The 24,362-nt window shown below is 70.4% G+C and carries 28 protein-coding genes and 1 pseudogene; 22 read left to right on the top strand and 7 right to left on the bottom strand.

Annotated elements, in window-relative coordinates; genetic code table 11:
* The 7 genes from ACH4LD_RS07660 to ACH4LD_RS07630 form a co-directional block, all read right to left on the bottom strand.
* Window positions 1-529, bottom strand: a 529-nt coding sequence (locus ACH4LD_RS07660; RefSeq protein ID WP_398106164.1) for a hypothetical protein, incomplete at its 3' end; no start/stop codon positions are given.
* Window positions 526-951 (bottom strand): hypothetical protein, encoded by a 426-nt coding sequence (locus ACH4LD_RS07655; RefSeq protein WP_398058958.1) that lies wholly within the window; start codon window positions 949-951, stop codon window positions 526-528. The genes ACH4LD_RS07655 and ACH4LD_RS07660, both read right to left, overlap by 4 nt.
* A 148-nt stretch (window positions 952-1,099) precedes the next feature.
* Window positions 1,100-1,432 carry an SH3 domain-containing protein gene (locus ACH4LD_RS07650; RefSeq protein WP_398058907.1) on the bottom strand — a complete coding sequence of 111 codons (333 nt, stop codon included), beginning with the start codon at window positions 1,430-1,432 and terminating at the stop codon, window positions 1,100-1,102.
* 300 nt (window positions 1,433-1,732) lie between these two features.
* On the bottom strand, window positions 1,733-2,161 hold the full coding sequence (locus ACH4LD_RS07645) for a hypothetical protein (RefSeq protein WP_398058908.1): 429 nt from the start codon (window positions 2,159-2,161) through the stop codon (window positions 1,733-1,735).
* A gap of 285 nt (window positions 2,162-2,446) precedes the next feature.
* Window positions 2,447-2,929: a hypothetical protein gene (locus ACH4LD_RS07640; protein WP_398058909.1), complete on the bottom strand. Its 483-nt coding sequence runs from the start codon at window positions 2,927-2,929 to the stop codon at window positions 2,447-2,449.
* Window positions 2,926-3,474: a DUF4913 domain-containing protein gene (locus ACH4LD_RS07635; RefSeq protein ID WP_398058959.1), complete on the bottom strand. Its 549-nt coding sequence runs from the start codon at window positions 3,472-3,474 to the stop codon at window positions 2,926-2,928. The genes ACH4LD_RS07640 and ACH4LD_RS07635 overlap by 4 nt, the downstream gene beginning before the upstream one ends.
* Window positions 3,475-3,681: 207 nt before the next feature.
* Entirely contained in the window at window positions 3,682-4,437 is a 756-nt protein-coding gene (locus ACH4LD_RS07630) for a DNA-methyltransferase (RefSeq protein ID WP_398058910.1), read from the bottom strand.
* Between the two features lie 502 nt (window positions 4,438-4,939).
* On the opposite strand from ACH4LD_RS07630, the gene ACH4LD_RS07625 reads away from it, so the two are divergent.
* The 22 genes and pseudogenes from ACH4LD_RS07625 to ACH4LD_RS07520 all read left to right on the top strand — a co-directional run bounded on the left by ACH4LD_RS07625 (window position 4,940) and on the right by ACH4LD_RS07520 (window position 24,149).
* Complete coding sequence (locus tag ACH4LD_RS07625; RefSeq protein WP_398058911.1) at window positions 4,940-6,058, top strand: C40 family peptidase; 1,119 nt, start codon at window positions 4,940-4,942, stop codon at window positions 6,056-6,058.
* A gap of 101 nt (window positions 6,059-6,159) precedes the next feature.
* The gene (locus ACH4LD_RS07620) at window positions 6,160-6,471 is read left to right on the top strand and encodes a DUF6112 family protein (protein WP_221334072.1); all 312 of its coding nucleotides are present in this window, start codon (window positions 6,160-6,162) and stop codon (window positions 6,469-6,471) included.
* Window positions 6,471-7,139: a hypothetical protein gene (locus ACH4LD_RS07615; RefSeq protein ID WP_398058912.1), complete on the top strand. Its 669-nt coding sequence runs from the start codon at window positions 6,471-6,473 to the stop codon at window positions 7,137-7,139. Before ACH4LD_RS07620 ends, ACH4LD_RS07615 begins: the two co-directional genes overlap by 1 nt.
* 15 nt (window positions 7,140-7,154) lie before the next feature.
* Complete coding sequence (locus ACH4LD_RS07610) at window positions 7,155-8,540, top strand: conjugal transfer protein TrbL family protein (protein ID WP_398058913.1); 1,386 nt, start codon at window positions 7,155-7,157, stop codon at window positions 8,538-8,540.
* A gap of 72 nt (window positions 8,541-8,612) precedes the next feature.
* Window positions 8,613-10,082 (top strand): SCO6880 family protein, encoded by a 1,470-nt coding sequence (locus tag ACH4LD_RS07605; protein ID WP_398058914.1) that lies wholly within the window; start codon window positions 8,613-8,615, stop codon window positions 10,080-10,082.
* A gap of 145 nt (window positions 10,083-10,227) precedes the next feature.
* Complete coding sequence (locus ACH4LD_RS07600; protein ID WP_398058915.1) at window positions 10,228-10,719, top strand: hypothetical protein; 492 nt, start codon at window positions 10,228-10,230, stop codon at window positions 10,717-10,719.
* Entirely contained in the window at window positions 10,716-11,171 is a 456-nt protein-coding gene (locus ACH4LD_RS07595; RefSeq protein WP_398058916.1) for a DUF6238 family protein, read from the top strand. Before ACH4LD_RS07600 ends, ACH4LD_RS07595 begins: the two co-directional genes overlap by 4 nt.
* A 28-nt stretch (window positions 11,172-11,199) precedes the next feature.
* A complete protein-coding gene (locus ACH4LD_RS07590) occupies window positions 11,200-12,717 on the top strand; it encodes an ATP-binding protein (RefSeq protein WP_398058917.1) in 1,518 nt (505 codons plus the stop codon).
* Window positions 12,695-12,946: pseudogene (locus ACH4LD_RS07585) on the top strand (ParB N-terminal domain-containing protein); the annotation flags it as partial. The gene ACH4LD_RS07590 and the pseudogene ACH4LD_RS07585, both read left to right, overlap by 23 nt.
* A 195-nt stretch (window positions 12,947-13,141) precedes the next feature.
* Entirely contained in the window at window positions 13,142-13,582 is a 441-nt protein-coding gene (locus ACH4LD_RS07580; RefSeq protein WP_398058918.1) for a hypothetical protein, read from the top strand.
* Window positions 13,579-14,085 carry a hypothetical protein gene (locus tag ACH4LD_RS07575; RefSeq protein WP_398058919.1) on the top strand — a complete coding sequence of 169 codons (507 nt, stop codon included), beginning with the start codon at window positions 13,579-13,581 and terminating at the stop codon, window positions 14,083-14,085. The genes ACH4LD_RS07580 and ACH4LD_RS07575 overlap by 4 nt, the downstream gene beginning before the upstream one ends.
* 55 nt (window positions 14,086-14,140) lie before the next feature.
* On the top strand, window positions 14,141-14,620 hold the full coding sequence (locus tag ACH4LD_RS07570; protein WP_398058920.1) for a hypothetical protein: 480 nt from the start codon (window positions 14,141-14,143) through the stop codon (window positions 14,618-14,620).
* Between the two features lie 10 nt (window positions 14,621-14,630).
* Window positions 14,631-15,449: a hypothetical protein gene (locus ACH4LD_RS07565; protein ID WP_398058921.1), complete on the top strand. Its 819-nt coding sequence runs from the start codon at window positions 14,631-14,633 to the stop codon at window positions 15,447-15,449.
* A gap of 14 nt (window positions 15,450-15,463) precedes the next feature.
* On the top strand, window positions 15,464-16,003 hold the full coding sequence (locus ACH4LD_RS07560) for a hypothetical protein (RefSeq protein ID WP_398058922.1): 540 nt from the start codon (window positions 15,464-15,466) through the stop codon (window positions 16,001-16,003).
* A gap of 292 nt (window positions 16,004-16,295) precedes the next feature.
* Window positions 16,296-16,511, top strand: coding sequence for a hypothetical protein (locus tag ACH4LD_RS07555; protein ID WP_398058923.1), 216 nt, complete (start codon window positions 16,296-16,298; stop codon window positions 16,509-16,511).
* A 3-nt stretch (window positions 16,512-16,514) separates the two neighbouring features.
* Window positions 16,515-17,075, top strand: coding sequence for a hypothetical protein (locus tag ACH4LD_RS07550; RefSeq protein WP_398058924.1), 561 nt, complete (start codon window positions 16,515-16,517; stop codon window positions 17,073-17,075).
* A gap of 911 nt (window positions 17,076-17,986) precedes the next feature.
* A complete protein-coding gene (locus ACH4LD_RS07545; protein ID WP_398058925.1) occupies window positions 17,987-18,226 on the top strand; it encodes a hypothetical protein in 240 nt (79 codons plus the stop codon).
* A gap of 32 nt (window positions 18,227-18,258) precedes the next feature.
* Window positions 18,259-18,708 (top strand): hypothetical protein, encoded by a 450-nt coding sequence (locus ACH4LD_RS07540; RefSeq protein ID WP_398058926.1) that lies wholly within the window; start codon window positions 18,259-18,261, stop codon window positions 18,706-18,708.
* Complete coding sequence (locus ACH4LD_RS07535; protein WP_398058927.1) at window positions 18,705-19,010, top strand: hypothetical protein; 306 nt, start codon at window positions 18,705-18,707, stop codon at window positions 19,008-19,010. The genes ACH4LD_RS07540 and ACH4LD_RS07535 overlap by 4 nt, the downstream gene beginning before the upstream one ends.
* A gap of 126 nt (window positions 19,011-19,136) precedes the next feature.
* Window positions 19,137-20,240, top strand: a complete 1,104-nt coding sequence (locus tag ACH4LD_RS07530) for a hypothetical protein (RefSeq protein WP_398058928.1) — start codon at window positions 19,137-19,139, stop codon at window positions 20,238-20,240.
* Window positions 20,241-20,497: 257 nt separating this feature from the next.
* Window positions 20,498-21,694 (top strand): tyrosine-type recombinase/integrase, encoded by a 1,197-nt coding sequence (locus ACH4LD_RS07525; protein ID WP_398058929.1) that lies wholly within the window; start codon window positions 20,498-20,500, stop codon window positions 21,692-21,694.
* The gene (locus ACH4LD_RS07520; RefSeq protein ID WP_398058930.1) at window positions 21,687-24,149 is read left to right on the top strand and encodes a tyrosine-type recombinase/integrase; all 2,463 of its coding nucleotides are present in this window, start codon (window positions 21,687-21,689) and stop codon (window positions 24,147-24,149) included. Before ACH4LD_RS07525 ends, ACH4LD_RS07520 begins: the two co-directional genes overlap by 8 nt.
* Window positions 24,150-24,362: the final 213 nt, after the last annotated feature.

Below are 24,362 nucleotides of genomic sequence, written 5' to 3'. Positions count from 1 at the left end.
GGGGGGTTGGGGGGGCCGTTAGCGGCCCGCGAGCCGTGGGGCTTGGGGGGTGCCGGGGGGGTGGGACAGCCCGGGGTTTACCCTGGGGGGGGGCCGGGGCCCCCCGGCCCCGGGGGGGGGCGGGGGCGACCGCGGCCGTGGACGGGGTGGAGGGAAGGGCCGGTTGCGCGGTGCGCGCCGTCCGGGCGTGCTGCCCGGGTACGGGCATGGCGCGCAGGAGCTGATCGAGCGCGGTGCGGTAGCCGTCGCGGGTTTCAAGTGCCGCCTGCAGCCACTGCTGGTCCCAGCGCAGGGCCTCGGCGGACAGGTCGTTCATGTCCCGGTCTGGGGCCATCGCGGCGTGGACGCGGTCGCGGACCCGGGCGACCTGCTCCTCGGCCACGGCCAGGAAGGAGCGCAGTTCCAGTGCCCGTGCCAGCGCCGGGGAGGTGTCGGGGAGTACTGCGGCTGTGTACAGGTCGCCGACCGGAGCGCCGAAGATCTGGTGCAGGCGTTCGTCCGCAGAGCTGGGCTTGAGCCGGGCGCTCACCGCGCAAGGTTCCTTCCCGGCTGCGGCGCGGTCGCCGGCCGCGGCGGAGCGGTGGTCGGTACGGCCGGTCCCTGGCGCTGGCCGAAGCGGGTCAGCAGCCGGGCGGCCAGGCCGTGCTTGCCCACGGTGTTCGGGTCGAGCAGCCACCGCACGACCATGGCTCGACCGTCGCGGACGGCGACGGCCTTATTGACGCGATGGGCCAACTCCATCGTCGGGTCGTCCACCTCGCTGGGCTGGCTCTCCAGCGCGGCCACGAGGGCGTCCTCCGCGCGGTCGAGCGTCGCTTGCGACTCCAGAAGCATGCCGTGCCACTTGACGATGTCGGTGGCGTCGGAATTGGCGGTCGGCGCAGCGGTGGCGGCGGCCTTCAAGTGGTCGATGCTCATTCCGAATCGGGCTTTGATCTGTGCGGTGAGCACGCCCACGACGTCGTTTATCGGATCGGGTGGAGCGGCGGACAAGAAAGACTCCTCTTCCAAAGACACGGTGGTCCCGAACGGCCGGGGTGGCGAGGCGACAGACCGAGCGGTCAAGGGCGCTGAAATGCGGCTGCGTTACTGGCGGGGATTAGTCGAGGCACATGGGGACGTCGCGGTAGACGTAGGCGGCGGACACCCAGCCCTTCACGCCCGTCGTGCGGTCCGTGATGTAGCGCCACTTGCCGCTGGTCTTGTGGACGGTGAACTTGTGCCCGCGGTACAGGATGCCGACGGCGGTGGACTTGACCGACGCCTTGGAGCGGATGGTCACGGCCTTCGTGCCGATGATCCAGGGCCCCGGGTCGGTGCAGGACTGGGTCAGGGCGTTGCCCGGAGCGGCCGAGGCGGTCGTGGACGACGCGATCGGCAGGGCGAGGGCGCCCAGGAGCGCGGCGGATACGGCGATTCTGGTTGCGCGCATGCGGAAGTAGCCTCCATGCAGGGGAGAAGAAAGGGGGGAAGTGCCGGCCGGTGTTGTCCCGGCTGCCGTATAAGAGTCCGGAGAATCGCCGGTTTGGCCAACCGGCGATCATCGGGTATGTTTCGCCGCGCCAATCGCAGACGCAGTTTTAGAGCGAACGGCCCGACAGCCGGCGAGCGGCCCATTCCGGCCGCGGAAACCGGGCCGGAAGGAGATGGCTTGCACCCGTCCGGTGGGCATCCACGGCGGATCAGTCCGGGCAGCACCACAAACTCGTGGCGCGGGCAGCCGGTTAGCGAGTCAGCGCCGCTGTGTGGGAGTGGACGGCCACGCCCCTGGTCGCGACGTCGGCAGCGACTGGGCCGTCTGGGGACGGCGGCTGGTGGCCAGCGCGGCGCGGCCGGTGTCGGTCAGGCTGACCGGCTGACCGGCGTGGACGGGGTGGGTGGTATCGATGTCCACGAGGCCGGCGGAGTGCAGCCGCTGCAGGTGGACGTAGGGGATGCGGGTGCCGGAGGCGGTGGTCACCGACAGGCGGCTGGTCAGCAGGTGTTCGTAGAGCTTGGCTCCCCCGGCGATGGCCAGCAGCGCCGCCTGATCGGCAGTGGTGATCTGCTGGTCGCCGGACGGCGGGGCGGATCGGGCGGCGGCTTCGATCGGCTCCAGCGCGGCGAGCACACGCTGTGCGGCGCTGTCGCGGGTGTCGGCGGCCTCCTGCAGCTGGTCCACGGTGCGGTCGATCCGCTCGGACAGGGCGGTATCGAGCGGGAACTCGCCCGAGGACAGCCGGTGCAGGAGGGTGCGGTAGAACGTGACGCTGGTCTCGGCCGCCGCCAGCTCGCGGTGCCGGTCGACCAGTTCGGCGTAAGACTCGTCCAGAAGGCCGCGGTCGCGGTGGGCCCACAGGGTGTCGACGTCATGGCCGGTGGCAGCCTCGATACGGGGGTCTAGCTGGACACGGCGCGCCGGCTGGCCGTGGGCGCCCGGTCGGGAGGCAATAACGGCTCCTTGTGGTCAGTGGGTGTGAAGCGGGGAGGCGCTCTGTGCCATGCGGGGCAGGCCCGGCATGGCGGCCGGCAGCGGGACCCCGCGGGAGACGGAGTGGCGGGTGGCCAGTTGCGGGGAGCGGGAGCGTGCCGCGTGGGTGCGGGCGCTCAGCGGCCGGCGGCGCATGCCGAGCCGGCGACCGACCTCGTCGTAGACGTCGTTGCCCGCCCGGGGCCGGACAGCGACCACGTAGATCTCCCGGGCGTGCGCTGACGTCTGGGGTGCCGGGCGGATGCCGTAGACGACGCGCCAGTCCTTGCGGGCGTCCACGACCAGCTTGCGGTAGCCCTCCAGGTCGCCGGTCAGGCGGGTCCCGAAGCGTTCGGCGTTCACCACTTCCTGCAGGTAGGCGAGGGTGAGATCGCGGATGTCGGAGGGCGCCTGGAGGAGGTCGGTCAGCGCACGGGGGTCGAAGCTCAGCCCGAAGGCCGGCCGCTGGCCCTGGTTCATGACGCCGGCCCGGCCTCACCGGGCCCAGGCGCCTGCGCCTCGGACTCCTTTTCCGTGCGGGCCGAGGGGGGCGGTCCGGGAAGGAGTCGGTGGGCGGGGCGCTCGGGGGAGGTCATGCAGGCGGACAGGGGGCCGCCGGGGGCACGGATGGCCGCCATGGCGTGGGTGAGGAAGTCGCGGTGCCACACGAACATGCCGGCCAGGCCCGCCTCGGGGTCCTTGTGCTGCTGGTAGGCCAGCCACAAGGCGTGCAGCCAGGCGACGATGTCGCTGTGTTCCTGCCATTGCAGGCACCAGGGCGCCGCGGTGGTGACCTCCGCTCCGTAGACCGGGAGGAGGAAGTCGTCGACCCAGTCCGACAGCGCGTCGAGTTCGTCCTCGTACGCTTCGCCTTCCAGCTCCAGGATGGGCCGCGGCTCCGGCATGGCCGGTGCCGGCGGTCCGCCGAAGCTGGGCAAGCCGAACGCCGCGAAGGGCGAGGGGGCAGAGGACGGGGTGGAGGCGAGGTGGTCCAACTGCCGGGCCTGCTCCGCAGTCTGCTCCATGAGTCGGCGGACGCTGGCTTCGATCCCCTCCAGCTGGGTGTCCGGGATACGCACCGGGTCCGGTCCCCCGTCGGCAGGGGGCTCAATCGATTCGGGCATGAAGGAAAAACCTCCTGAGTGCCAAGGCAATAGGGGCAAATGGATGCCGGTAACGCACCGGCTGAATGATGCGGGCGTCACCCGTGGATGTGGCGAGGGGTTGTGGCGTCAGGCGGTGAGAACCATGTCGTCCTGGCCGAGACCCTGGCGGATGGTTTCCGTCAGCCGGTCGGCGGCGATGGACGCGTAATGCTTGGTCTTCTCCACGCCGATGAAGTCCCGGCCTTCGAGGAGGGCAGCCACGCCGGTGGAGCCGGAGCCGGCGCAGAAATCGAGGACCGTGCCGCCCGGCGGGCTGATCTTGACCAGCTCGCGCATCACCTCGACCGGCTTTTGCGTGATGTGCTGGCGCTTGGAACCCGACGGCTGGGAGGCGGAGTACATACCCGGCAGATAGACGGGGTTACGGGAGGCGTCGATCGACCCCTTGGATGCCCACACGACGAACTCGCAGTTCTGGGTGAAGCGGCCCTTCTGGGGCCGGGCCTGGGGCTTATGCCAGGCCACGACGCCGCGCCACAGCCAGCCGGCCGCCTGGATCGCGTCCGTGGTGATGGGCAGCTGGCGCCAGTCCGTGAACAGCAGCGCCGTGCCACCGCTCTTGGCGAGGCGGTGAGCCTCGGTCATGATCTGCGTCAGCCAGAACCCGTAGGAACGCTGGTCCATGTTCTCGCCGGTGAAATCCGGCAGCGTGTGCTTGGCGTCGGCGGAGGTGTACTTCTGCTTCGCCGAGCGGCTGGTGCGCTCCTTCGCCGTGCGCCCGCCGGAGTTGTACGGCGGGTCGGTGATGACCGCATCGACGCAGTCGTCCGGGAGCTTGGCAAGAACGCTCAGGGCGTCGCCCTGATGCAGGGAAAAAGGCAAAGAGAACCCCGATTCGGGTGGGAGCGGGTGGGGGTGCCCATCGCGTGAAAGCCCCGCAGCCCGGCCTCCGGGCATGGAGAAGCCCGTGGCCGACCGGTTGGGGAGAGCGAGGGGAGTTGAAAAACTGTAGACGCGAATCGGCCGACGACCAAGAAGTGCCCTACTGAGGGGCCGGATTCCGATACCTCGCCGCCGACTTTTTGGTCAACGGCCGTTTCGCGTCTACTGTTTTTGAACCCGGCCGGTGCACACTGCCGTTGCCTCTTCCCCTGTGCCTCGTGGAGGTTTCCCGTGCCCCCGCACACCTAGGTCACTTCCCGGCTGGTGCAGATGAGCGGCTACTCGCCCGCACCAGCCCGTTCACTCAAGCCCGCCCCGGCCGCCGCGGTCCCTTTCCACCACACCCCGCGCCCGCGCGGCCGGACACTGCACCCGGAGGATGCATGACCTCTCGTTACCCGCCCCTGCCCGAAACCGGTAAACGGACCGTGAGCGCTTCCGGTTGAAGGCGCTCGCCGCCGGCATCGGCGTCGTCTTCCTCTCCCCCCTCCTCCTGGGCGGAAGCGCCATGATGATGGCCACCTCCAGGGAAGCCGCCCAGAACACCGCCTCACCGCTGGACTGCCTGACCGACGTGGACACCAGCAAAATCGCTGACCAGGTCACCGAGATCCTCGACGGCGCCGACGCCTCCAAGGTCCGCATCAAGGGCCTGGACCTGCCCGCCGAGCAGATCCCGAACGCGCAGACCATCGTCGCCACCGGCATCGGCCTGCACATGCCCGCCCGGGGACAGATCGTGGCGCTGGCCACCGCGATGCAGGAGAGCCGTCTGCGCAACCTGTCCGGAGGCGACCGGGATTCACTCGGTCTGTTCCAGCAGCGGCCCAGCCAGGGCTGGGGCACCGCCGAGCAGATCCACGACCCCGTCTACGCGAGCGAGCGGTTCTATAAGGCACTGCTGCAGGTGCACGGCTGGCAGCAGATGACCGTCACCCAGGCCGCCCAGGCGGTGCAACGCTCCGCCTACCCGGACGCCTACGCGCAGTGGGAGCCGCTGGCGACCGCGCTGCAAAAGGCCATCTCCGCCACCTTCCCCGGCTCCGGGCCGAAGGACACCAGCAAGGACGACACGGCGCCCGCCACCGCAACCGGCTGCGGCATGGCCGACGGCACGTCCTTCGGGCCGATCCCCGAGGGCGCCGTCCCGAAGGGATACACGATCCCCAAGGGCACCGACCCGCGAGCCCGCAAGGCGATCATCTGGGCAATGCACCAGCTCGGCACGATGTACCAGTGGGGCGGCTCCTGCACCAACCCTCACGGCCCCGACGCCATGGCCCGCTGCGACTGCAGCTCGCTGATGCAGCAGGCGTACAAGCACGCCGGCATCACCCTCACCCGCACCACCTACACACAGTTGGGCGAGGGCAAGGCCGTCTCACCGAAGGCCCTGAAGCCCGGTGATCTGCTCTTCAGCCGCGGCACGGCCGCCCGGCCCGAGCACGTCGGCATGTACATCGGCGAGGGCCTGGTCATCGAGGCGCCCCGTACCGGAAAGCCGGTGCGGATCACGCCGCTCAAGGACTGGACCGTCCTCGCCGCCCGCCGCGTCCTGTGACGCCACGCCCCTCTCTCGCGCCGCCGGGCGAACCTACCTCGTCTTCCTGACCTTCCCGCCCGTGCCTTCTGGCCCGCACACGCAAGGAGCCTTCTATCCCCGTGTCACTGCTCGCCGACCGTGTCGTCCAGCTCGCCTACGATCCAGGCATCTCCCCCAAGGGCGGCGGCCTTCCGGGCCTGTCCGTCCTGAAGAACGTCGTCAACTCGATCAACCTGTTCGGCATCATCGCGGTCGTCGGTGCTCTCGCCGTCAGCCTCGCGGTCTGGGCGTGGGGTCACCACACCGGTGGCCACCAGGCCGAGGCCAACGGCAAGAAGGGCGCCACCGTCGCCGCCGGCGCCGCCCTCGGGCTCGGTGCGGCCAACGGCATCGTGGCCTTCTTCTCCAGCCTGGGGTCGCAGGTCCACTGATGCTCAAACGCCTCACCGACTACAGCCTGCGCTGGTCGCCGAACCGTCGCGTCACCGTGATCGCGATCGGCCTGGTCTGCCTGCTGGCCCTGGCCGCCGCCACCGCTGTCCTCACCGGCCGCGACGACCACCCCGACGCCGCCGCCCCAGCCCCGTCACCCGCGCACAGCTACGCCGCCCCGGCCGGCCAGCCCTCCTCCTGGAGCGGCCCGGTGGCCGGGCCGCCGAGGATCTCCGATCCGGTGGAGTTCGCCAAGGCCGCCGCGAAGATGCTCTGGTCCTACGACACCCGCACCACCAGCCAGGCCCAGCAGCTGACCGGCATGCGAGCGTGGATGACGAAGGAGAGTGAGTACGGCGACTGGGCGTCGGTCTCGGCGCAGATCCCGGACCCGGTGCTGTGGTCGCGGATGGCGGACCAGAAGCAGCACGCCACCGCCACCATCGCCGAGGGCCACTACCCGGCCGCCTTCAAGCAGGCGCTCGCCGAGGACCCGGCCGCGATCACCAAGGCGTACATCTACGCGGTCACCGTCACCGGCAAGCAGACGATCACCTGGGCCAAGGGTGGCACGGGGGCGGAGGACCGCTCGGTCACCCTCGCCGTCCAGTGCCGTCCCTCCGCCGACTGCTCGCTCGTCGCCATCGCCCCGCGCGTCGCGCCCTGACCGAAAGGAGTCCTCATGGGGTTTTGTGATCTCCCTGTCGCGGACAAGGTCTGCGCGGTCGGCGAAGCCATCGACTTCGCCTCCGACCCGGGCAAGTACATCGGCGACTGGATGGCGAAAAGCGCCGGCGAACTCGCCGCGTCCGCAGCCGACCTGGCGTCCAAGGCCGTCGACGCCACCACCCGCGTCGACCTGAACGCGGGATGGTTCCGCGACAACTACGAGACAATCCTGCCCATCGGCCTGGTCATGCTCGTGGCCACCTTCTGCGCGCAGCTGGTGCGTGCCGCGATCCGCCGCGACGGCCAGGCCCTGACCCAGGCGTTCACCGGCACAGCCTCCGGTGTGATCTTCGCGTTCGCCGCCATCGCCCTGACCGCAGTCGCGATCGAAGTGACCGACGCCCTGTCCGCCGGATTGTTCGAGGCCGCGAACACCGACCTGGCCTCCGCGGTGCGCCGTATCGTCAAGGTCAGCGCCCTAGCAGGAGTGACCGGGCTGGGCTGGCTCGTCGCCGTCTTCGCCGGACTGGCAACCGCCATCGGCGCCTTCCTCTACTGGTGCGTCATGATGGTGCGCAAGGTCGGCATCCTGGTCATGGTCACCCTCGCCCCCTTCGCCGGCGCCGGTGGCGGCTGGGAGGCCGCGCGCCGCTGGCGCAAGGGCTGGATCGAGGCCACCGCCACCCTGGTGGTCTCCAAGCTGCTGATGACGATCATCTTCGTCCTCGGCATCGCCGCCATGGGTAATTCCGACACCAAGGACGGCCTGGCAGCCCTGGCCGACGTCCTCGCCGGCATCGTGATCATGGTCCTGGTGCTGCTGTGCCCGTACGCGACGTTCAAGTTCGTGCACTGGGCGACCGAGGGCTCCGACGGGGAGACGCTGCACCGCGCCGGCGGGGCCGGTGCGCAGATGGCCCGGCAGCACGCCGAGCGCGCCGGGCGGAAGACCGTCTCCATGGCAGCCACCGCCGGAGCCGGCGGTGCCGCTGCCGCTCCGCAGGGCCCGGACAGCGTGCCCGGACAGCACGGGTTCCCCGGCGACATCGCCGCCAGCCCGTCCGGCAACGGAACGGACTCCGCACCTGACACGGGCGCGGTTGGTGCGTCCGGCGGCACTTCCGTCAAGACCGGTGTGGAACAAGCCGTTCAGCCACCGCCGGACCATGTCGCCGAGGACACCAGCGGACACACAGCAACCGGCCCCAGCACTACTGGCAGCACCGGTGTCGGCTTCGGCCACGGCTCCGCAGCCGCCGACGGGACGCAAGCCCGGTGGCGGCCGACCCCGCCGACGACGACTCCGCCACCGCAGGGTGCCGCGCCCTCCCCGGGCGCGCAGAACGCCGGAACGAGCGGGCCGGTCTCCCCTCCGCCGCCGCCCGCGGCCGGACTGTGACCCCCTGCCCGATGCCCGAACCCCGGGGGCGGGAATCCTCCCGCCCCCGGGCCTTCGCCCCAGGACCAGCCCTTGTCCGGCCTCACCGTCACCCCGACCGTCAAGTTCCCCCACCGCAGTCGCCGCGGCGTCCTGCTCGGCCTCACCCTGCACCAGCTCGTCCTCGTCTCCACCGCGCTGGCCCTGCTCCTGATCACAGTTCTTTCAACCGGGCTGCTCGGTGTTATCGCCCTGTCCCCGCTGTGGGCAGCGGTCGCCGCCCTGGTCGCCGTCCGCCGGCAGGGCCGCTCCCTGATCGACTGGGCCCCCGTGGTCGCCCGCTACGCCTGGCGCCGCCACAGCGGACAGACCCTGTGGCTGGCCCGGCCCGTCACCCGGCCCCGCCAGGACGGCATCCTCCACCTGCCCGGCACCGCGGCCTCCCTCAAGGTCGTCACCCCGGGCGACTCCGCCAACGGCGCCGCCGCCGTCCACGACCCGCACCAGCAGACCCTCACCGCCGTCGCCCGCGTCAGCAGCCGTGCCTTCGCCCTGCTCGACCCGGCCACGCAGAACCACAACGTCAACGGCTGGGGGCGCGTGCTCGCGGGCACCGCCCGCACTGGGCACGTCGCCACCGTGCAGGTCCTGGAACGCACCGTCCCCGACTCCGGTGACACCCTGGCCCGGCACTGGGCCCAGCACGGCCGGCCCGAAACCCCGGTCGCCGGACAGGTATACGCCGACCTGGTCGCCTCCGCCGGACCGGCCGCCGCCCCGCACGAGACCTACTTGGCGATCTGCCTCGACCTCAAGGCCGCTAAGCGCCTCATCTCCCAGGCCGGCGGAGGACTGCCCGGCGCGTTCACCGTCCTGGAACAGACCACCTCCTCCATCGTCCAGGCCGCCCGGAACGCCGGACTGATGATCACCGGGTGGCTGTCCGCGCGAGAGATCGCCGCCGTCGTACGCACCGCCTACGACCCCCACGCGCTCGCCGCGCTCCAGCAGTGGTCACCGACCGGCCGCGCGGAAGCGGACCCTGCCGCCGCCGGCCCCGTCGTCCAGGTCGAGGAGTACGACCGCATCGCCACCGACTCCGCCCGCCACACCACCTACTGGGTGGAAAACTGGCCGCGCACCGAGATGGGAGCAGGCTTCCTGCACGGCCTGATGTTCACCGCCGGCGTGCGCCGCACCCTCTCCCTCACCTACGTCCCACAGAAGCTCGAGTCCGCCCTGCGCGACGTCCAGCGCAAGAAGGCCGCGATCATCGCCGACGCCTCCGAACGCGCCCGGCGCGGGCAGGTCGACAGCGAAGAGGACTCCATCGAGTACGCCGACGTCAAAAACCGCGAGCGCCAGCTGATCGCCGGACACGCCGACGTCGCCCTGACCGGCCTGATCACCGTCACCGCCGACACCGACGCCGCCCTCGACGCAGCCTGCGCACAGATCGAGACCGCCGCCGTCACCGCCGGCGTCGACCTGCGCCGGCTCTGGTACCAGCAGCCCGACGCCTTCGCCGTCGCGGCACTCCCCCTCGCCCGCACCACCCTCTAAGCCCCACTCCCCGGGACACGCACTGACACCGATCACCGGCCACAACAATCTGCTGCACGAACTTCGAACCCTGCTGACCTCCTGCGAGGAGCTGGCCGCCCGCCACCGCGCCGTCCTCGACGAGTACCGCGACGCCGAGGGGGAGGTGGTCGAGGAGAAGCTGCGCGAGTACGACGACGCCCGCATCACCACGGCCATTGAGGCCAGTGACCACCTCGACACCGTACGGAACCGCCTCGCCAATCTCCTCGGCCCACCAGCGCCAGGCCCCTTCACCCTGACGTTCGCCGGTCATGAGCGGCACATGGGAGAGGCGCCGACGAGCTTTGTCGTCAACGCCATGGACCTCGATGATGCCGCCCGCATCCTGGCTGGCCTGCCGAGCTGGCACGAGTGGTACCTGGCTGACGCCGGAACCCCTGACGGCCACGGCGCGGACATCATCTATCTGCCGCAGCAGAGCCATCCCGGTCTTCCGACACGCGGCGAGTACGCCGACCTGCGCGGCGAACAAAAAACCACTGCGTTGCCCGCGACCGGCGCCACCCCAACCTCGCCCGCTCGTCTCCCCGTTCCAGTCACCAGCTCGCCCCCGGCCCCCGCTCCCGCCTCCCCGGCGGCAAGGACCTCCCATTGACCCAGACCCGCCCCAGCGAACCCGACTCGCACCCCTACCTGCGTGCCGCCACGGCAGGCATCCGCCACCACACGCGCGCCTTGAACCGCTCACCGCAACCGGAGCCGGTAGACCGCGCTCACCTCGACACTCTCCACGCGCACCTCAGGGAACTGCACCGGCTCCTCGACCAGCTGGCCGAGACAGCAAGGCCCCCGCACCCGGGAGCGGGTCGGCACCTCGCCGCCGCGCACACCCGGCTGTGGCAGGCCATGACCGACATCCACGCGGCCTTCCACTTCTTGCCGGCCGATCCCGCCGCCTCCACCGAGTGCCGGCCCGAGCAGCTCCCCGAGGGACCGCCCTTCCTCACCATCTGCCAGCGCCACCTCACCGCCGGGCACGCCGTCCGGCGCAAGACCACCCCCACCGACCTGCACCGCGCACCGCACACCACCGCATGTGTGCGGTGAGGACCACCCATCAAATCGAGGGCCCCCGATGAACCACCGGCCCGCCCGCCGCGCACGCCGCGCTTCCGCCAGCCCCCTGTTCACCCCGCACGGCACCGACCGCGCCGCCCGGCGCGCCGCCCGCCGCCAGCTCGCCGAAGCCGCCGCCAAGGTACGCACCGAAACTGCCACCCACCCCTTCGCCGACGATGCACCGGCCGAACATGACACATCCCCGCCGGTGTATCCCCCGGCCGGACGTCCTGGGCCGGCGTCCGCACGCGGCAACCGGCTGAAGCTGCCCGCCCACCGCATGACCACCGCCATCGCGGCGGGCGCCTACCCCTTCCTCGCCGAAGGCGGGCTCGGTGCCGAGGGCATCTACATCGGACGCGACGTGCACGCCGAGGCCAGCTTCGTCTTCGACCCCTTCGCGCTCTACGGCCGTATCGAGGGCTTCACCAACCCCAACATCCTTTTGGCCGGCGTGATCGGCCAGGGCAAATCCGCGCTCGCCAAGAGCTTCGCCCTGCGCTCTGTGGCCTTCGGCTACCGCGTCTACGTCCCGTGCGATCCGAAGGGCGAGTGGACGCCGGTCGCCCAGGCGCTGGGCGGCACCTCCGTCGCGCTGGGCCCCGGACTGCCCGGCCGCCTCAATCCCCTGGACGCGGCCCCGCGCCCGGAGAGCATTTCCGAGGCCGACTGGGAGGGTGAGATCCGAAAGAGGCGCCTGCTCCTGCTCGGTTCCCTGGCCCGGACCGTCCTGGGGCGGGATCTGCTGCCGATGGAACACACCGCGCTGGACGTCGCTCTCGACGTTGCGGTCGCCGGCGCCACCGGCACCGGCCGCACGCCGCTGCTCGGTGATGTCGCCGCCGCCCTGAATCACCCGGCACAGCTCGACAAGGCCGCCGGGACCATGTCCGGCCACCTGGGTGATGCCGCCCGCGACCTCGCCCACGCTATGCGCCGCCTCGTCCACGGCGACCTCGCCGGCATGTTCGACGCGCCGTCCACCGTCCGTTTCGACCCATGTGCGCCGATGCTGACCATCGACCTGTCCCGGCTCGGAGGATCCGGCGACGACACCGCTCTCGTCCTGGCCATGACCTGTGCCTCCGCCTGGATGGAGTCCGCTCTGACCGACCCGCACGGCGGCCGGCGCTGGATCGTCTACGACGAGGCATGGCGCCTGATGCGCCACGTCGGCCTCCTGCAGCGCATGCAGGCCCAGTGGAAACTCTCCCGCGGACTCGGCATCGCCAACCTCATGGTCATCCACCGCCTGTCCGACCTGCTCACCGCCGGCGACGCCGGATCGCAGGGCCGGGCACTCGCCGAGGGCCTCCTCGCCGACTGCTCCACCCGCATCATCTACCGGCAGGAAACCGACCAGCTCCACGCCGCCGCCTCCCTGCTCGGCCTGACCTCCGTCGAAACCGAGGCCATCGCCCACCTCCACCGCGGACGCGGCCTGTGGAAGGTCGCCGGACGATCCTTCATCGTCCAGCACCTCCTCCACCCCCACGAACTGCAACTGTTCGATACCGACGCGCGTCTGCGCTGAAAGCCTCCCTCGCGGGCGACGGCCCGCCTCATCACCTCACCAGGAGTCACTCATCCAGTTCCACCCGACCATCCTGCTCTTCCCCGCGCTCGACGAGGAAGACCTCAAGGCCCTCGCCGAGGACATCAAGGAGCAGGGCCTGCTACACCCCGTCGTTCTCGATCGCGACGGCCGAGTCATCGACGGACGCAACCGCCTGAAGGCATGCGAGATCGCCGACGTCGAGCCCACGTACGTCACATACGACGGTGACGATCCCAACGGCTACGCCCTGTCGGCAAACGTCCATCGACGCAATCTGACCAAGGGTCAGATCGCCATGATCACCGCCAAAGCCTGTTCACTGAGTGAACAGAGCGGGCGTTCACCGAGTGAACGGTCCTCCCGTTCACTGAGTGAACAGCTGGGAGTCGCGCTCGGCACCGTGGGTAAGGCGAACGTCGTACTCCAGCACGCCCCCGATCTCGTGGATCCGGTGATCAGCGGCGCTACCGGGCTGAACGAGGCGTACGCGGTCGCCCTGGAGAACAAGGCCAAGGCCAACTCCGCGGAGGTGCAGCTCGCTCGCCTGCGGCAGGAGGACCCCGAGCTGGCCGACCGGGTCGTCGAGGGCGAGCTGACGCTGGCCGGCGCGTGGGCAGAGCGAACCGAGCGCGTCGAGGAGGACAAGCGGCAGCGCCGCGTGGCCACCCGCCTGCTGGACGAAGTGGTCCCGCCGCTCGCCCAGGCACGCGGTACCCGCACCTTCAGCCGGTACGATCCCGCGTTCGCCAGCGGTACGCCCATCACCCGCGAGACCATCGCGTACGCCATGGAGGCACTCGCCGAGATGGACCAGGTCTGGCAGGAGCGTGACCTGCCGTGACAAACACCGCCTACATCCGTCTGCAGCACATCGTCGAGCAGAGCGCCGTCGCTCTGACCGATGCCGACGGCCGCTTCCACAAACGCCACCTCACCGACGCGGTGCGCGAGCAGCTCACCCGCAAGGACCTCGACCCGCACATCAAAGCCGCCGCACTGGACAAGCTCGCCGAGAGCCTCGTCACCGACTTCGGCGAACACCGCAACCCCCGCCGCCGACGCACCGGCAGCCTCTTCCACCCCCAGGACATCGTAAAGCTGGGCAACGGCATCTGGGTGTGGATGGACCGCGCCACCGACTCCGATCTGCTGGAATGGAGCCGGCTGTCACGACGGAACCGGGTCCGCGTCGATCTCGCGGATGCGGAGGTCCAGGACTACGTGGACCAGCGCATCGACGCCTTCCGCTCCCATACCGACGTCGTCTACCTCGGAGATCTGGAGCGGGTGGTCTTCGGCTGGGCCGAGGAAGGCCCCGAGCAGGTCGGCCAGCCGAAAACGTGATCGACCGCCGAGCCCCCAACCTCATCCGGCAGGCATCTGATCGCAAGGAGACTTGATGCCGCACCCGCCTTCCGAACAGTTCCATGCCGACGTCACGGTCTCCGACCTGTACCGGTGTGCCCGCCGGGACGCCGAACACTTCCTGACCAAGCACCCTCTCCCGGATGCGCCAGTGCCGCTGCCCGACCTCACCCCCTACCTTCACGCGCTCACCGCCGCCGGGACCCCAGCCGAGGTCAGCGCCATCACCCACCAACTGGTCGGCGCCACCGCACCCGTACTCGACCACATCGCCAGCCACTTCGTCGCACTGGCTCTCTGGGCCGGCCACGAGCACCAGCACACTGCCCAGGCGGTACGCCTGCTGCGCGAAGCGGCCTTCAAGATCCGATCCGCTCTGTACAACGTGGCACAGGCCGACCTGGACAACCTGCGGGCTCACTATGCGCCACAGACAATGGGTCCTGCGCAGGCGACCGCCACGCCGTCACCGGCTCCTGCCAGCCCCGGACACCCGTCCGGACCACAGCGCTGACGGTGAGCCCGTGCCGGCACCCGTCCCTTCCGCGCCGCCAGGAGGTACCCACCTGATCCCCGACACCCCCAGCACCTTCGCCACCGCGCTCGCGGCGCATCTGCCCGGACAGTGGCACCGCCGGTACGCCGGGTTCCCGCCGCCCAAGGACCAGCCTCATGTCGCCGACCGGATCTGGGACTGCGGGCCAGCGCACTCGGCCCTGCTCGACTGGGACCCGCCTACGGCCTTCCTCGAAGGCCCCGCCGGCGAGCAGCTCTGCGTGATACCGCGCCCTCGCAGGCCCCGCGAGTTCCTTGTAGCGCCTCTGCAGCCCGAGGAGTTCCAGCCGCACCACTTCAGCGGGGTAGAGGAGCCGAACGGCATCGCCGTCCCCGGTGATCCCGTCCGTGCCGCCGCTCACGTCGCACGCCGTGTCCTTCCCCGCTACGCCGCGGCCCTGGATGCGGTCCGGCGCAATGCCCGCCTCCAGCCGGAACCTCCGCACCGGCCCGGCGCGCCAGAGGTCACCGAATCAGTCACGCTGATCTGGTACGCCGACGGCGTGGTCGGAGCCCCGTACGCGAGCGTGCCCGCCGCGGCCCGCTCCGTCCTCTACAACTGCTACTTCCAGTACAGCCCGCACGAGGCGGCGTTCGTCCTACCCGCCTCCTACCGCACTGAGGAACGAGCCATCCTGCTCCACAGCATGGTCCAGCAGCTCACCGCCCAGGGCATCGGCGTCACCTTCCGCCACCCCGCCCCATCCTCGTCCGGTGCGCCCCGCCCTGCACCGGCGGCGCTCCGCACGCTGTTTTCCGCAAGGCCGTCGTCCGCCGGGCGGCGATGAGACCTAAACCTCCCGTGCGAAGCCTGTGGCTGTCCGAGCTTGATCAGCGGATGCTGCTGCACGACGTGGCCGACCGGCTCAACACCGTGTCCGACCAGCTCCCGCTCCCCGACCAGGTCCATGCCGATCCCGGCCTGAGCGAGATCCTGGACGATGAGGTCCGCCACCTGTCCCGATTGCTGGGTTACCTGGTCGGGGAGCACGCCTTCCGGCACCGGGCCACTGCCCGTTATCCGGAAAAGGTCACCGTGGCCCAGCGCCGTACGACGCTCGCCCTCGCGCGTGCTGCCGAGCCTGCCGGGGCTGCGCTCGCCGCTCTCGGCACCGCCATCCACTGCCTCGGCCTCCTCACCGACCTCACCCACCATGCCCCCGGACCCGCCCGTGACCGGGCGCACGCCACCGCACAGGAGCAACTGGTCGCCTGCCTCGGCCAGAGCCGCACTCAGCTCGCCCGCGCCGCAAAGCATCTGCGCGACGCCGCAGACACTCGGCCGGCCACGGCCTTCCCCGCTCCCACTCCGCCGACGACCTCCGCCGCACATACCCGCTAGTCTCTGGAGTTTCCCCATCCCTCTGCGCATTTCCATCCGGCGCGCCACCTTCCTGCTCACCGCCACGGCCGTCGCACTGACCGCCTCCGCCTGCTCCACCTCCGGCAGCACCCACACCGGTGCCACGCCCACGGCCACCAGGACTTCGCACTCCACGCCGGCCGCCGAGCCGACGCTCGCGAAGCAGGAAGCGCTGGCCCAGATCGCCCACTACGCAAAGATCAGCAACAAGGCAAACGCCACCGGCGACACCAAGCTCCTCGACACCATCGAGGACGGCCCGCTGTACGCGATGTCGTCCGCCGACTTCAAGGAGGAAGCGGCCCTGCCGCGGTCGGACCGCGAGCCGTACCGCCCGTGGTCCTACGACCTCGACGCAACAGACCTCTACATCCCGCGTATCAAGCCAGGCCAGCAGCGGTGGTTCGCCGCCGTCACCCGCTCCGGCAGCAAGAAGCAGGACGCCCGCGTGCTGGTCCTGGCCGAGAACCCAAAGGCCAAGCGCTAGGAGATGGTCACGGCCGTCGACATCGACGACCCCGAACAACTGCCGGACATCACCCTCGACAAGGACGGCTACGCCAGCGCGGTCGACGCCTCCTCCACCTCGCTCACCGCGCCAGTCGCCGTGCTGCGCACGGCCATCGCGGACAACTTCGCTACCGGAGGCGAGAAGACCGGGAAGAAGGTCTTCACCCCGACCGGGGCATCCCGGCAGCAGATCAAGGTCCACGACCAGACGACCCGCAAGTTCGGCACACGCGGCACCACCCATTTCGCGTCCGCCGATACACAGTTCCCCGACGCGTACGCGCTGAAGACGGCCACCGGCGCGCTCGTGATCTTCTCCCACACGCACACCCAGCACGACGCCGTCGCCGCCCCGGGGCTTGAGATCGTGCCGGACAAGCTCGACCGTGCCTGGCTCAACGCACCGGCCCCTGCCTTCACCTACACCTTCACCTGCTCCGACGCCGCCGCCGTCCCGGCCACGCCGAAGCCCTCCAGCCTGCTGGGCTACGGCTGCCGCCGCACAGACGCCAAGCCCGCCGTCCCCGACTTCTCCCTCTAGGAGCCGGCCCTGCGCAATCCCGACTTCGAGCTGTACGACAACGTCGGCCGCGACGCCGACCAGATCGCCGCCGCCCGCTACGGCATCGCCACCGACAACGACCTGCTGCGGTGGGCCAAACGGGACGCCGAGCCCTTCCTGGCCCAGCACCCGCTGCCCGAACGGCCGCTGCCGACGCCCGCCCTACCCCCCCTATCTCGACGCCCTCGCCGCCGCCGAGACCCCCGCGCAGGCCAGTGCCGTCACCCAGCGCCTGCTGGACGCCGCCGCACCCGTACTCGAAGCGGTGAGTGAGTACCTTGTGGCTGCCGCCCGGTGGCGGGGCCAGAACCGCGGAGCGGAGCTGGGCTCACCACCTAAGATGCTGATGAAGGCGGCCAGCGACAGCCTGTCCGCACTGGCCCTCGGCCACCAAGCGGACCTGGCGATCCTGCGCGCCGAGTACGACCCGCCCCCGGCCCCGCCCGGCCCGTCCCAGGGTCGCACTGCGCCCGGCCTCCCGCCCGCGCCGCCCGCCACATCACCGACTGGCACGGCCCCGGGCCGCTGACCCAACCCCCGGAGGCTCCTTCTGTCCACCCGTTCCTTCATCGCCCGCCCCACCACCAGCGGCTATGACGGCATCTACGTCCAGCTCGACGGCCAGCCGAGCGCGAAGCTGCCCCTGCTCCTCGCCGCCTTCCAATAGCGCTTCAAAGGCGACGTCGAAGCTATGACCTGGCACCTCGTCGACGGCGTGGCCATCGGCTGGGACGAGCTGGGTACCGACCTCCTCGCTGGCGCGCCACGCAAGGTCGTCACGGCGCTGACCGGCGGCGAGCAGTGGCCCAGCAGCACCCTCGACCACCTGACCCCCCACGGCTCCCCGCCGGTCCGGATGACGGTCACGCAACAGATCCCACGACCAGGACATGCAGTGGGGCTACGTCCTGCGCCCCGAGGGCATCGAAGTGATCAGCGTGCCCCACGCCGACGCCGGACCGGTCATCGGCTGGGACACCGACCCCCGCACCCGCTTCAGCGACCATCCGGCGCACTGGCCCGCCCCCACGCCCTCGCCGGTCCCCACCTCCACCCGCACGGGCGGGACTCCCCAGACCGCTCGGGCCGCAGCCACGCCACGGCCCCGCACGGCCGCACGCCGCCGCTGACCGGCACCCGATTCTCAAGGAGATCCACCTTCTTGGACCCTGGTATTCACTTCGCCTTCGGCACTCATCCGCAGCACGGCTTCGTCGCCTCCTTCACCGCCACGATGCCCGCGCACCTGGCCCACTGGTTCCTCACCCGTGAGCAGTTCGAGCCCGTGCCGGACCGCCCGGGGCTCTTCCGCCTCACCGAGCCCGACCGTGACGGTCCGCGCCGCACCCGCCAAGCCGTCCGCGACCTGCGGGCCCATAGCTACTCGGTGTCCGCCGACATGGGCCTGGACCCCCACCCACCGGCCGCTGCACCGCGCCCGGCCCGGCGCCACACTGTGTCGGATCGTCGCGCCCGCACCGCCCAGGCCGCGGCCATGCGCTCTCCCCAACACCGTGTGGCGCCGGCCACCACCGCACCGGCCGCGCGGACGATCCCGCCGAAGCCCGCCTTCGCCCCGACCGTTCACCTGCCCGCTGGACGCTCCCGATGACACCCGGCGGTGACACAATCCGCATCACCCGCGGGCGAGGTGGCGAGGTTGAAGTCACCGGCACCATCGACGCGTTCGCCCGGGACATCCTGCTCCAAGCCGGGTTCCTCTTCTTGCCGGCCCTGCACGGGCACTGGATACGGCTGCCGTTCGACCTGGGCCAGCGCTGGGAGAACGAGCACGCGGCCTGGGCGGCGGACATGCTCACCGCCGCCCGCTACCCCGTGCACCTCGACCCCGGCCTTCGCCCTCACCACCCGGCCAGGAAGCTCAAGCCACGCCCGCACGGCCGTCGGCCATGACCGCCCAACCGCCGCCCCGCAGGCCACCCCGCCGCTGAAACCTTCCGCCTGGAGCACCTGATCTCTGACACCACCACACCCAGTGCGGCCAAGCTCGCCGAGCGAGCACGCGGTTTCCGGCTGCGGATGGCGGTCATCGACCGTGAGACCGAGACCGCACTGGACGCCACCCGGGACCGCCACGGCCGCACTGTCCACCACGGTGCCTCGGCAGCTGCCCGAGACCGCCGCTCCCAAGCCGCCCTCGCCACCTACGCCACGCACCTCGCCGAACAGGGCCACCAGCTGCTTGACGCTGCCCGCAGCGGCCTCGACCAACTGCCCCTGGCCCCCCACACCGCGGCCTGGCGTGACCTGCTCGATGCCCTCGCCGACTCCCACACCGAGATCGTCCGCGTCCTGGAGAACCCCGCCGAATCCGGGTCGGCCGGCGAGCGTGAGCAGCTCGCGGCCGTGTGGCCGCACCTGGCCTTCTGGGCCGATTACGGCTCCACCGCAGCCGACCTCGCCGACCAGCACCACCGGCCCTTCCCCGAACTGACCGCCAAGGAAAAGTGCCTGTGGACCGCCAAGGCCCGTGCTGCCCTGCGCCGGGGCGAACTGGACCCGATCGAGTCCTGGTACGCGGCTGATGGCCGTCTCATCACCGTCGCCTATCTCGTCGAGGACGACACCTCCACCGTCATCGCCCTGACCGGCGATCTGGACGCGCTGGGCTGGGAGGTGATCGGGCACTACGAGCACGAATCGGCCGCCGGCCGGGCCCTTCCCCGCGCGGTCCCGCCCGGAGTCCTGCGGCCGGACGCCGCCTCCCGGTTCAACCGGCCCGAACCTACTCCCGAGCGGCCCGTGCAAGAGCTGCTCCAGGAGGTCATCGAGGCCCGCACCGCCGGCGAGGTCTCCGAGGCCCTGCTCACCGCTGCGCAGCAAGGCTACGAAGCCGGACCCCTCGTCCGACTGGAGCGCCTCCTAGACACCGCAGGCCGCTTCGCCTACGCCCTGGACACCGTCCGCGGCCGGCAGATCGGCGCCCGGCTCGATGCCCTTGTCCGACAACTCGCCTTCCTCACCCGCGAAGTCCACGACGCGGCCGAGGACCTTGGGGCGACTGTCGGCGTCCTACCCCCGTACCGCGCCCCGGTTCCGCCGCGGATACGGCCCCGCCCCGCCCTGAACACCACACCCCCCACACCACCGGCCCGCAGCACGGCCACCGTCCGCCGGGCGTAGGGCCACCTGCGGCGCCAGCGAGCCCTCTTCCCTTCACCCCCTCACGACCTGTCCAAGGAGACTGATTTATGGCTGTCCGCACGAAGTGGACCGTCGAACACGCCTGCGGCCACAAAGTCGTCCACGACCTGTCCGACCGCGCCGCCGACCGCCGGGCCGGGTTCGCCCGCTGGCTCACCGAACGGGACTGCTCTGTTAACTGCACCATCCCCACCTCGTTAGTCACGGCGTAGCAGGCCGCGATCAAGGAGCAAGTGATGGATGTAAGGGATGAGTTGATTGAGGGTCGGCGGGCCATCCCTCGCCTCGGACGAGTAGTGGAGGTCAACCGGGCACATCCGCCGTACGCGATGCTCGATGCGGTGGGAGCCGAGGTCGAGCCGGTCACCGCGTTTCTGCGGGACCTGGCGCTCGGAGATTCAAGCCCGCTGACCTGCCGCAGCTACGGCTACGGCATGCTGCGGTGGTTCCGCCTGCTGTGGCTTTTGGGCACCGAGTGGGAGCGGGCGACGGAGGCAGAGGTCGCGGTGCTGACGGGTTGGCTGCGATCGGCCGCCAACCCCCAGCGTCAGCGGCACCGGACCGATGCTCCGGTTGCTGGCACGGTCAATCTCCGTACGGGCAAGGCGTCTTTGGGCGCCGGGTACGCGCCGCGCACGATCAACCACGCCCTGACGGTGATCAGCGGGTTCTACGAGTTCCATGCCCATCACGGCCGCGGTCCGGTCGTCAACCCGGTGCCGCACTCGGCTCAGCGGCGCCGGGCGCTGGGGCACCGCAGTCCGCTGGAGCCCACGCCGATGGTCGGCCGCGCTCGGCTGCGGCAGCGGGTGCCCGACCGGCCGCCGCGGTCGATTCCCGACCGGCTGTGGGACGAGCTGTTCGCCGCAATGAACTGCGACCGGGACCGGGCCTTGCTGGAGATCTTTGTCTCCAGCGGCGCCCGCGCCAAGGAACTCCTTGGGATCGCCGTCGGTGACATCGACTGGTCCGGTCAGCGGATCTACGTAATCAGCAAGGGCACCCGGGCCAGGGAGGCAGTCCCGGTCTCCCCGCAGGGTCTGTTCCGCCTGGCCCTCTACCTCGACGCGGCCGGCACACCCGCCGAGGGTGAACCGGTCTGGCGGGCCCGCCGCGGGCCCGACCGTCCGCTGAGCTACTGGGCCATGCGCCGTGTCATGCAACGAGCGAACACCCTGCTGGGAACGAACTGGTCCCTGCACGATCTGCGGCACACCGCCGCCTACCGCATGGCCAATAGCGGAAAGCTCACGCTCCCCGAAGTCCAGACGATCATGCGGCACGCCGACATCCAGACCACCAACCGCTACCTGGCCGTACACATCGAGGAACTCTTCGACAAACTCACCCAGCACTACTCCACGCCCCGACCGGCACGGCACTACCCCGCAGGCTACGCCGCTGAGGACATCGAGGCGGTGTTCGGTGGCTGACCTCGCCCGCCCCACCACCGGAGTCAGCCGCCGCCACATCCACGCCGGCGACGAGCTGGGGCTCACCAGCCGCTTCGTCTCCAGCCGGCTCGAGGCCCGACCGGCCTCCGCGACCACCTTGCCGCGCCCCTTCGGGGATCTATCCGCCGCCACATCACAGCTCATCGGCCAGCTCGCGCACGACGTCTCGCCAGACGCCGCCGCGCAGACCGCCGCTCAGCATCGGGCTTCCACTCGGCGCGTCCTGGCCTACCTGGACGGGTTCGAGGGCAGCACCTGGCAGCAGCGTTGGGATGCGAGCCCTCTGGGCCGCGGCGAGATCACTGCCGCTGACCTGGGCACCACCCGGACCGGCCGGAACCACAGCGTCGGCGTCAGGGCTCTGTTCTGCCTCCGAGTCGTCCAGCCGACGCTGCTGGTGATCAAGAAGCACAACTTCAACGGATTCGCCGACCAGTTCATCGCTGCCCAGAAGGACCCCCTGCTGGACAAGTACGCCGCACACGTCGCCCACCATGACTTCTCCTGGCCCCACAAACGCGAAGCGCTCTTCGACGTGTGCTGCCTGCTCGCGGTCCAAGGCATCGGCTTCGCCGACCTCACCGCAGCGGCTCTGCTCCACCACGCCCACACCTCACGCACGGCGAAGGCCGCCCTGCGGCCCGGCAAGAAGGACGCCAACGTGTTCGCCGGCCGCGCCGCCTGGAACGTCCTGCACGCGATGGGCCACTTCCCGCCCAGCACACCCGCCACCATGCGTCAGGCCCTGCACCGCGGCCAACTCACCCTCGAGGAACTCGTCGACCGCCACACCATCCGCAACCAGAGCGTCCGCCGGCTCCTACTCGACTACTTCCACCGTCGCAAGTCCGATACCGACTACGCCTCCCTGGTCCACCTCGTCCGCCACGTCGCCCACCACTTCTGGGCCCGCATCGAAGAGATCAACCCCGAGCAAGCCGACCTGAACATTCCGGCCGACCTCTACAGCACCTGGCGCCAGCAGATCGGCCTCCGCCGCGACGGCAAGCCCCGCATCGGAGTCGACGCCATCGTTATCGCCGTCCGCAGCTTCTACTACGACCTGCACACCTGGGCCGCCGACGAACCCGAACGATGGGCTCCCTGGGTCGCCTCATGCCCTGTCCCGCCCAGCGAACTACGCGGCCTGGCCAAACGCCGCCGCCGAATCAACGAACGCTCCGCCGACCGAACCCGTCTGCGCCAACCACTCCTGCCCCTCCTCGTCCGACACGTCGAGGAGCGCTACGACCACACCCGCACCCTCCTGGAACACGCCTCAGCAGCCGCCACCGACACGCCCTTCACCCACGGCGGCCGCACCTACTGCCGCGTCCTGACCGAGGAAGACCTCACACTCACCCGCGGCGGCCACCGCACACCAGTCCGCGTTCGCGACGACAGAGGGCAGTTGATCCACATCGAAGCTGAGGAAGAGACAGCCTTCTGGGACTGGGCGGCAGTCGAAACACTGCGTCACTCGGGCGCCCGCATCGAGGAGATGTGTGAGCTCAGCCACCTCAGCATCCGCCACTACCAGCGCAGCAACGGCGAGATGGTCGCCCTCCTGGTCATCAGCCCGTCCAAGACCGACCGCGAGCGCGTCATCCCGATGTCCGCCGAACTGTTCCACGTCATCGCATCCGTCATCCGACGGCACACCCGCGACGGCAGCCCCGTCCCGGTCCTGCGGCGCTTCGACCCGCACGACAAGGTCTGGAGCCCGCCGATGCCGTTCCTGTTCCAGCGCAAGATCGGCTCCACCCGCAGCGTGATCAGTCCCGTGACCGTCCTCCACATGCTCGCACGACGCTGCACGGACCTCGCTGAACACCATCCCGCTTTCCGCTCGGTCAAGTTCACCCCGCACGACTTCCGCCGCATCTTCACCACCGAGCTCGTCAACAGCGGGCTACCCATCCACATCGGCGCCGCTCTGCTCGGCCACCTCAACATCCAGACCACCCGCGGCTACGTCGCCGTGTTCGACGAAGACGTCATCCGCCACTACCTCACCCACCTCAACGAACGCCGCCAGCTCCGCCCCGACCACGAATATCGCGACGTCACCAGCGACGAGTGGGACGAGTTCGAAGAGCACTTCGACAAGCGCAAGGTCGAACTCGGCGCATGCGGACGCCCTTACGGCACCCCCTGCCAGCACGAACACGCCTGCATCCGGTGTCCCATGCTCCAGGTCAGTCCGAAGATGATCAGTCGGCTCGACGACCTCGAAGCCGACCTCATCACCCGCAGAGCCCGCGCCCAGGCCGAAGGCTGGGCGGGTGAGATCGAAGGGCTTGACCTCACCCTCCAACTCCTGCGCGCCAAACGTGACGATAGCCAGCGCCGGACACGACGCCCGCTCGTCGACCTCGGTTTCCCCGCTCCGCGTGAAGATAGAGGGTCAGCGAACGGTCTTTCTCTGCAGTGAGGTTGAGGGGAACTCAACGCGCTCCGTGGTCCCCTTCGTGCGACGGGTTCACAGGCGCCGGCCTGGGCAGTAGGTCGCCGAGTCTCGACCTGCCGCCGACGAAGAGCAGCAGCAGTCACGCGGCGCTACAAGGCCCCACGTCGGCAGCTGACCCCGCATCCAAGTAGCGCCCGGAGCGGGATCCAGGTGCCGGTCACTCCCGGTGGCCTGTGG

This window comes from Streptomyces sp. NPDC017676 (assembly GCF_044329325.1).
GTDB lineage: Bacteria > Actinomycetota > Actinomycetes > Streptomycetales > Streptomycetaceae > Streptomyces.
The sequence above is the reverse complement of the archived record's forward strand: the minus strand, read 5'-3'. Positions and strand labels throughout refer to the sequence as shown.

Excerpts from the sequence above, each read along its gene's own strand:
- ACH4LD_RS07530 (WP_398058928.1), top strand. The coding sequence starts at position 19,137 with ATGGCGGTCATCGACCGTGAGACCGAGACCGCACTGGACGCCACCCGG.
- ACH4LD_RS07570 (WP_398058920.1), top strand. The coding sequence starts at position 14,141 with ATGCCGCACCCGCCTTCCGAACAGTTCCATGCCGACGTCACGGTCTCC.
- ACH4LD_RS07525 (WP_398058929.1), top strand. The coding sequence starts at position 20,498 with ATGGATGTAAGGGATGAGTTGATTGAGGGTCGGCGGGCCATCCCTCGC.
- ACH4LD_RS07590 (WP_398058917.1), top strand. The coding sequence starts at position 11,200 with ATGAACCACCGGCCCGCCCGCCGCGCACGCCGCGCTTCCGCCAGCCCC.
- ACH4LD_RS07650 (WP_398058907.1), bottom strand. The coding sequence starts at position 1,432 with ATGCGCGCAACCAGAATCGCCGTATCCGCCGCGCTCCTGGGCGCCCTC.
- ACH4LD_RS07555 (WP_398058923.1), top strand. The coding sequence starts at position 16,296 with ATGTCGTCCGCCGACTTCAAGGAGGAAGCGGCCCTGCCGCGGTCGGAC.
- ACH4LD_RS07550 (WP_398058924.1), top strand. The coding sequence starts at position 16,515 with ATGGTCACGGCCGTCGACATCGACGACCCCGAACAACTGCCGGACATC.
- ACH4LD_RS07535 (WP_398058927.1), top strand. The coding sequence starts at position 18,705 with ATGACACCCGGCGGTGACACAATCCGCATCACCCGCGGGCGAGGTGGC.
- ACH4LD_RS07640 (WP_398058909.1), bottom strand. The coding sequence starts at position 2,929 with ATGAACCAGGGCCAGCGGCCGGCCTTCGGGCTGAGCTTCGACCCCCGT.
- ACH4LD_RS07545 (WP_398058925.1), top strand. The coding sequence starts at position 17,987 with ATGCAGTGGGGCTACGTCCTGCGCCCCGAGGGCATCGAAGTGATCAGC.
- ACH4LD_RS07610 (WP_398058913.1), top strand. The coding sequence starts at position 7,155 with ATGGGGTTTTGTGATCTCCCTGTCGCGGACAAGGTCTGCGCGGTCGGC.
- ACH4LD_RS07615 (WP_398058912.1), top strand. The coding sequence starts at position 6,471 with ATGCTCAAACGCCTCACCGACTACAGCCTGCGCTGGTCGCCGAACCGT.
- ACH4LD_RS07635 (WP_398058959.1), bottom strand. The coding sequence starts at position 3,474 with ATGGAGCAGACTGCGGAGCAGGCCCGGCAGTTGGACCACCTCGCCTCC.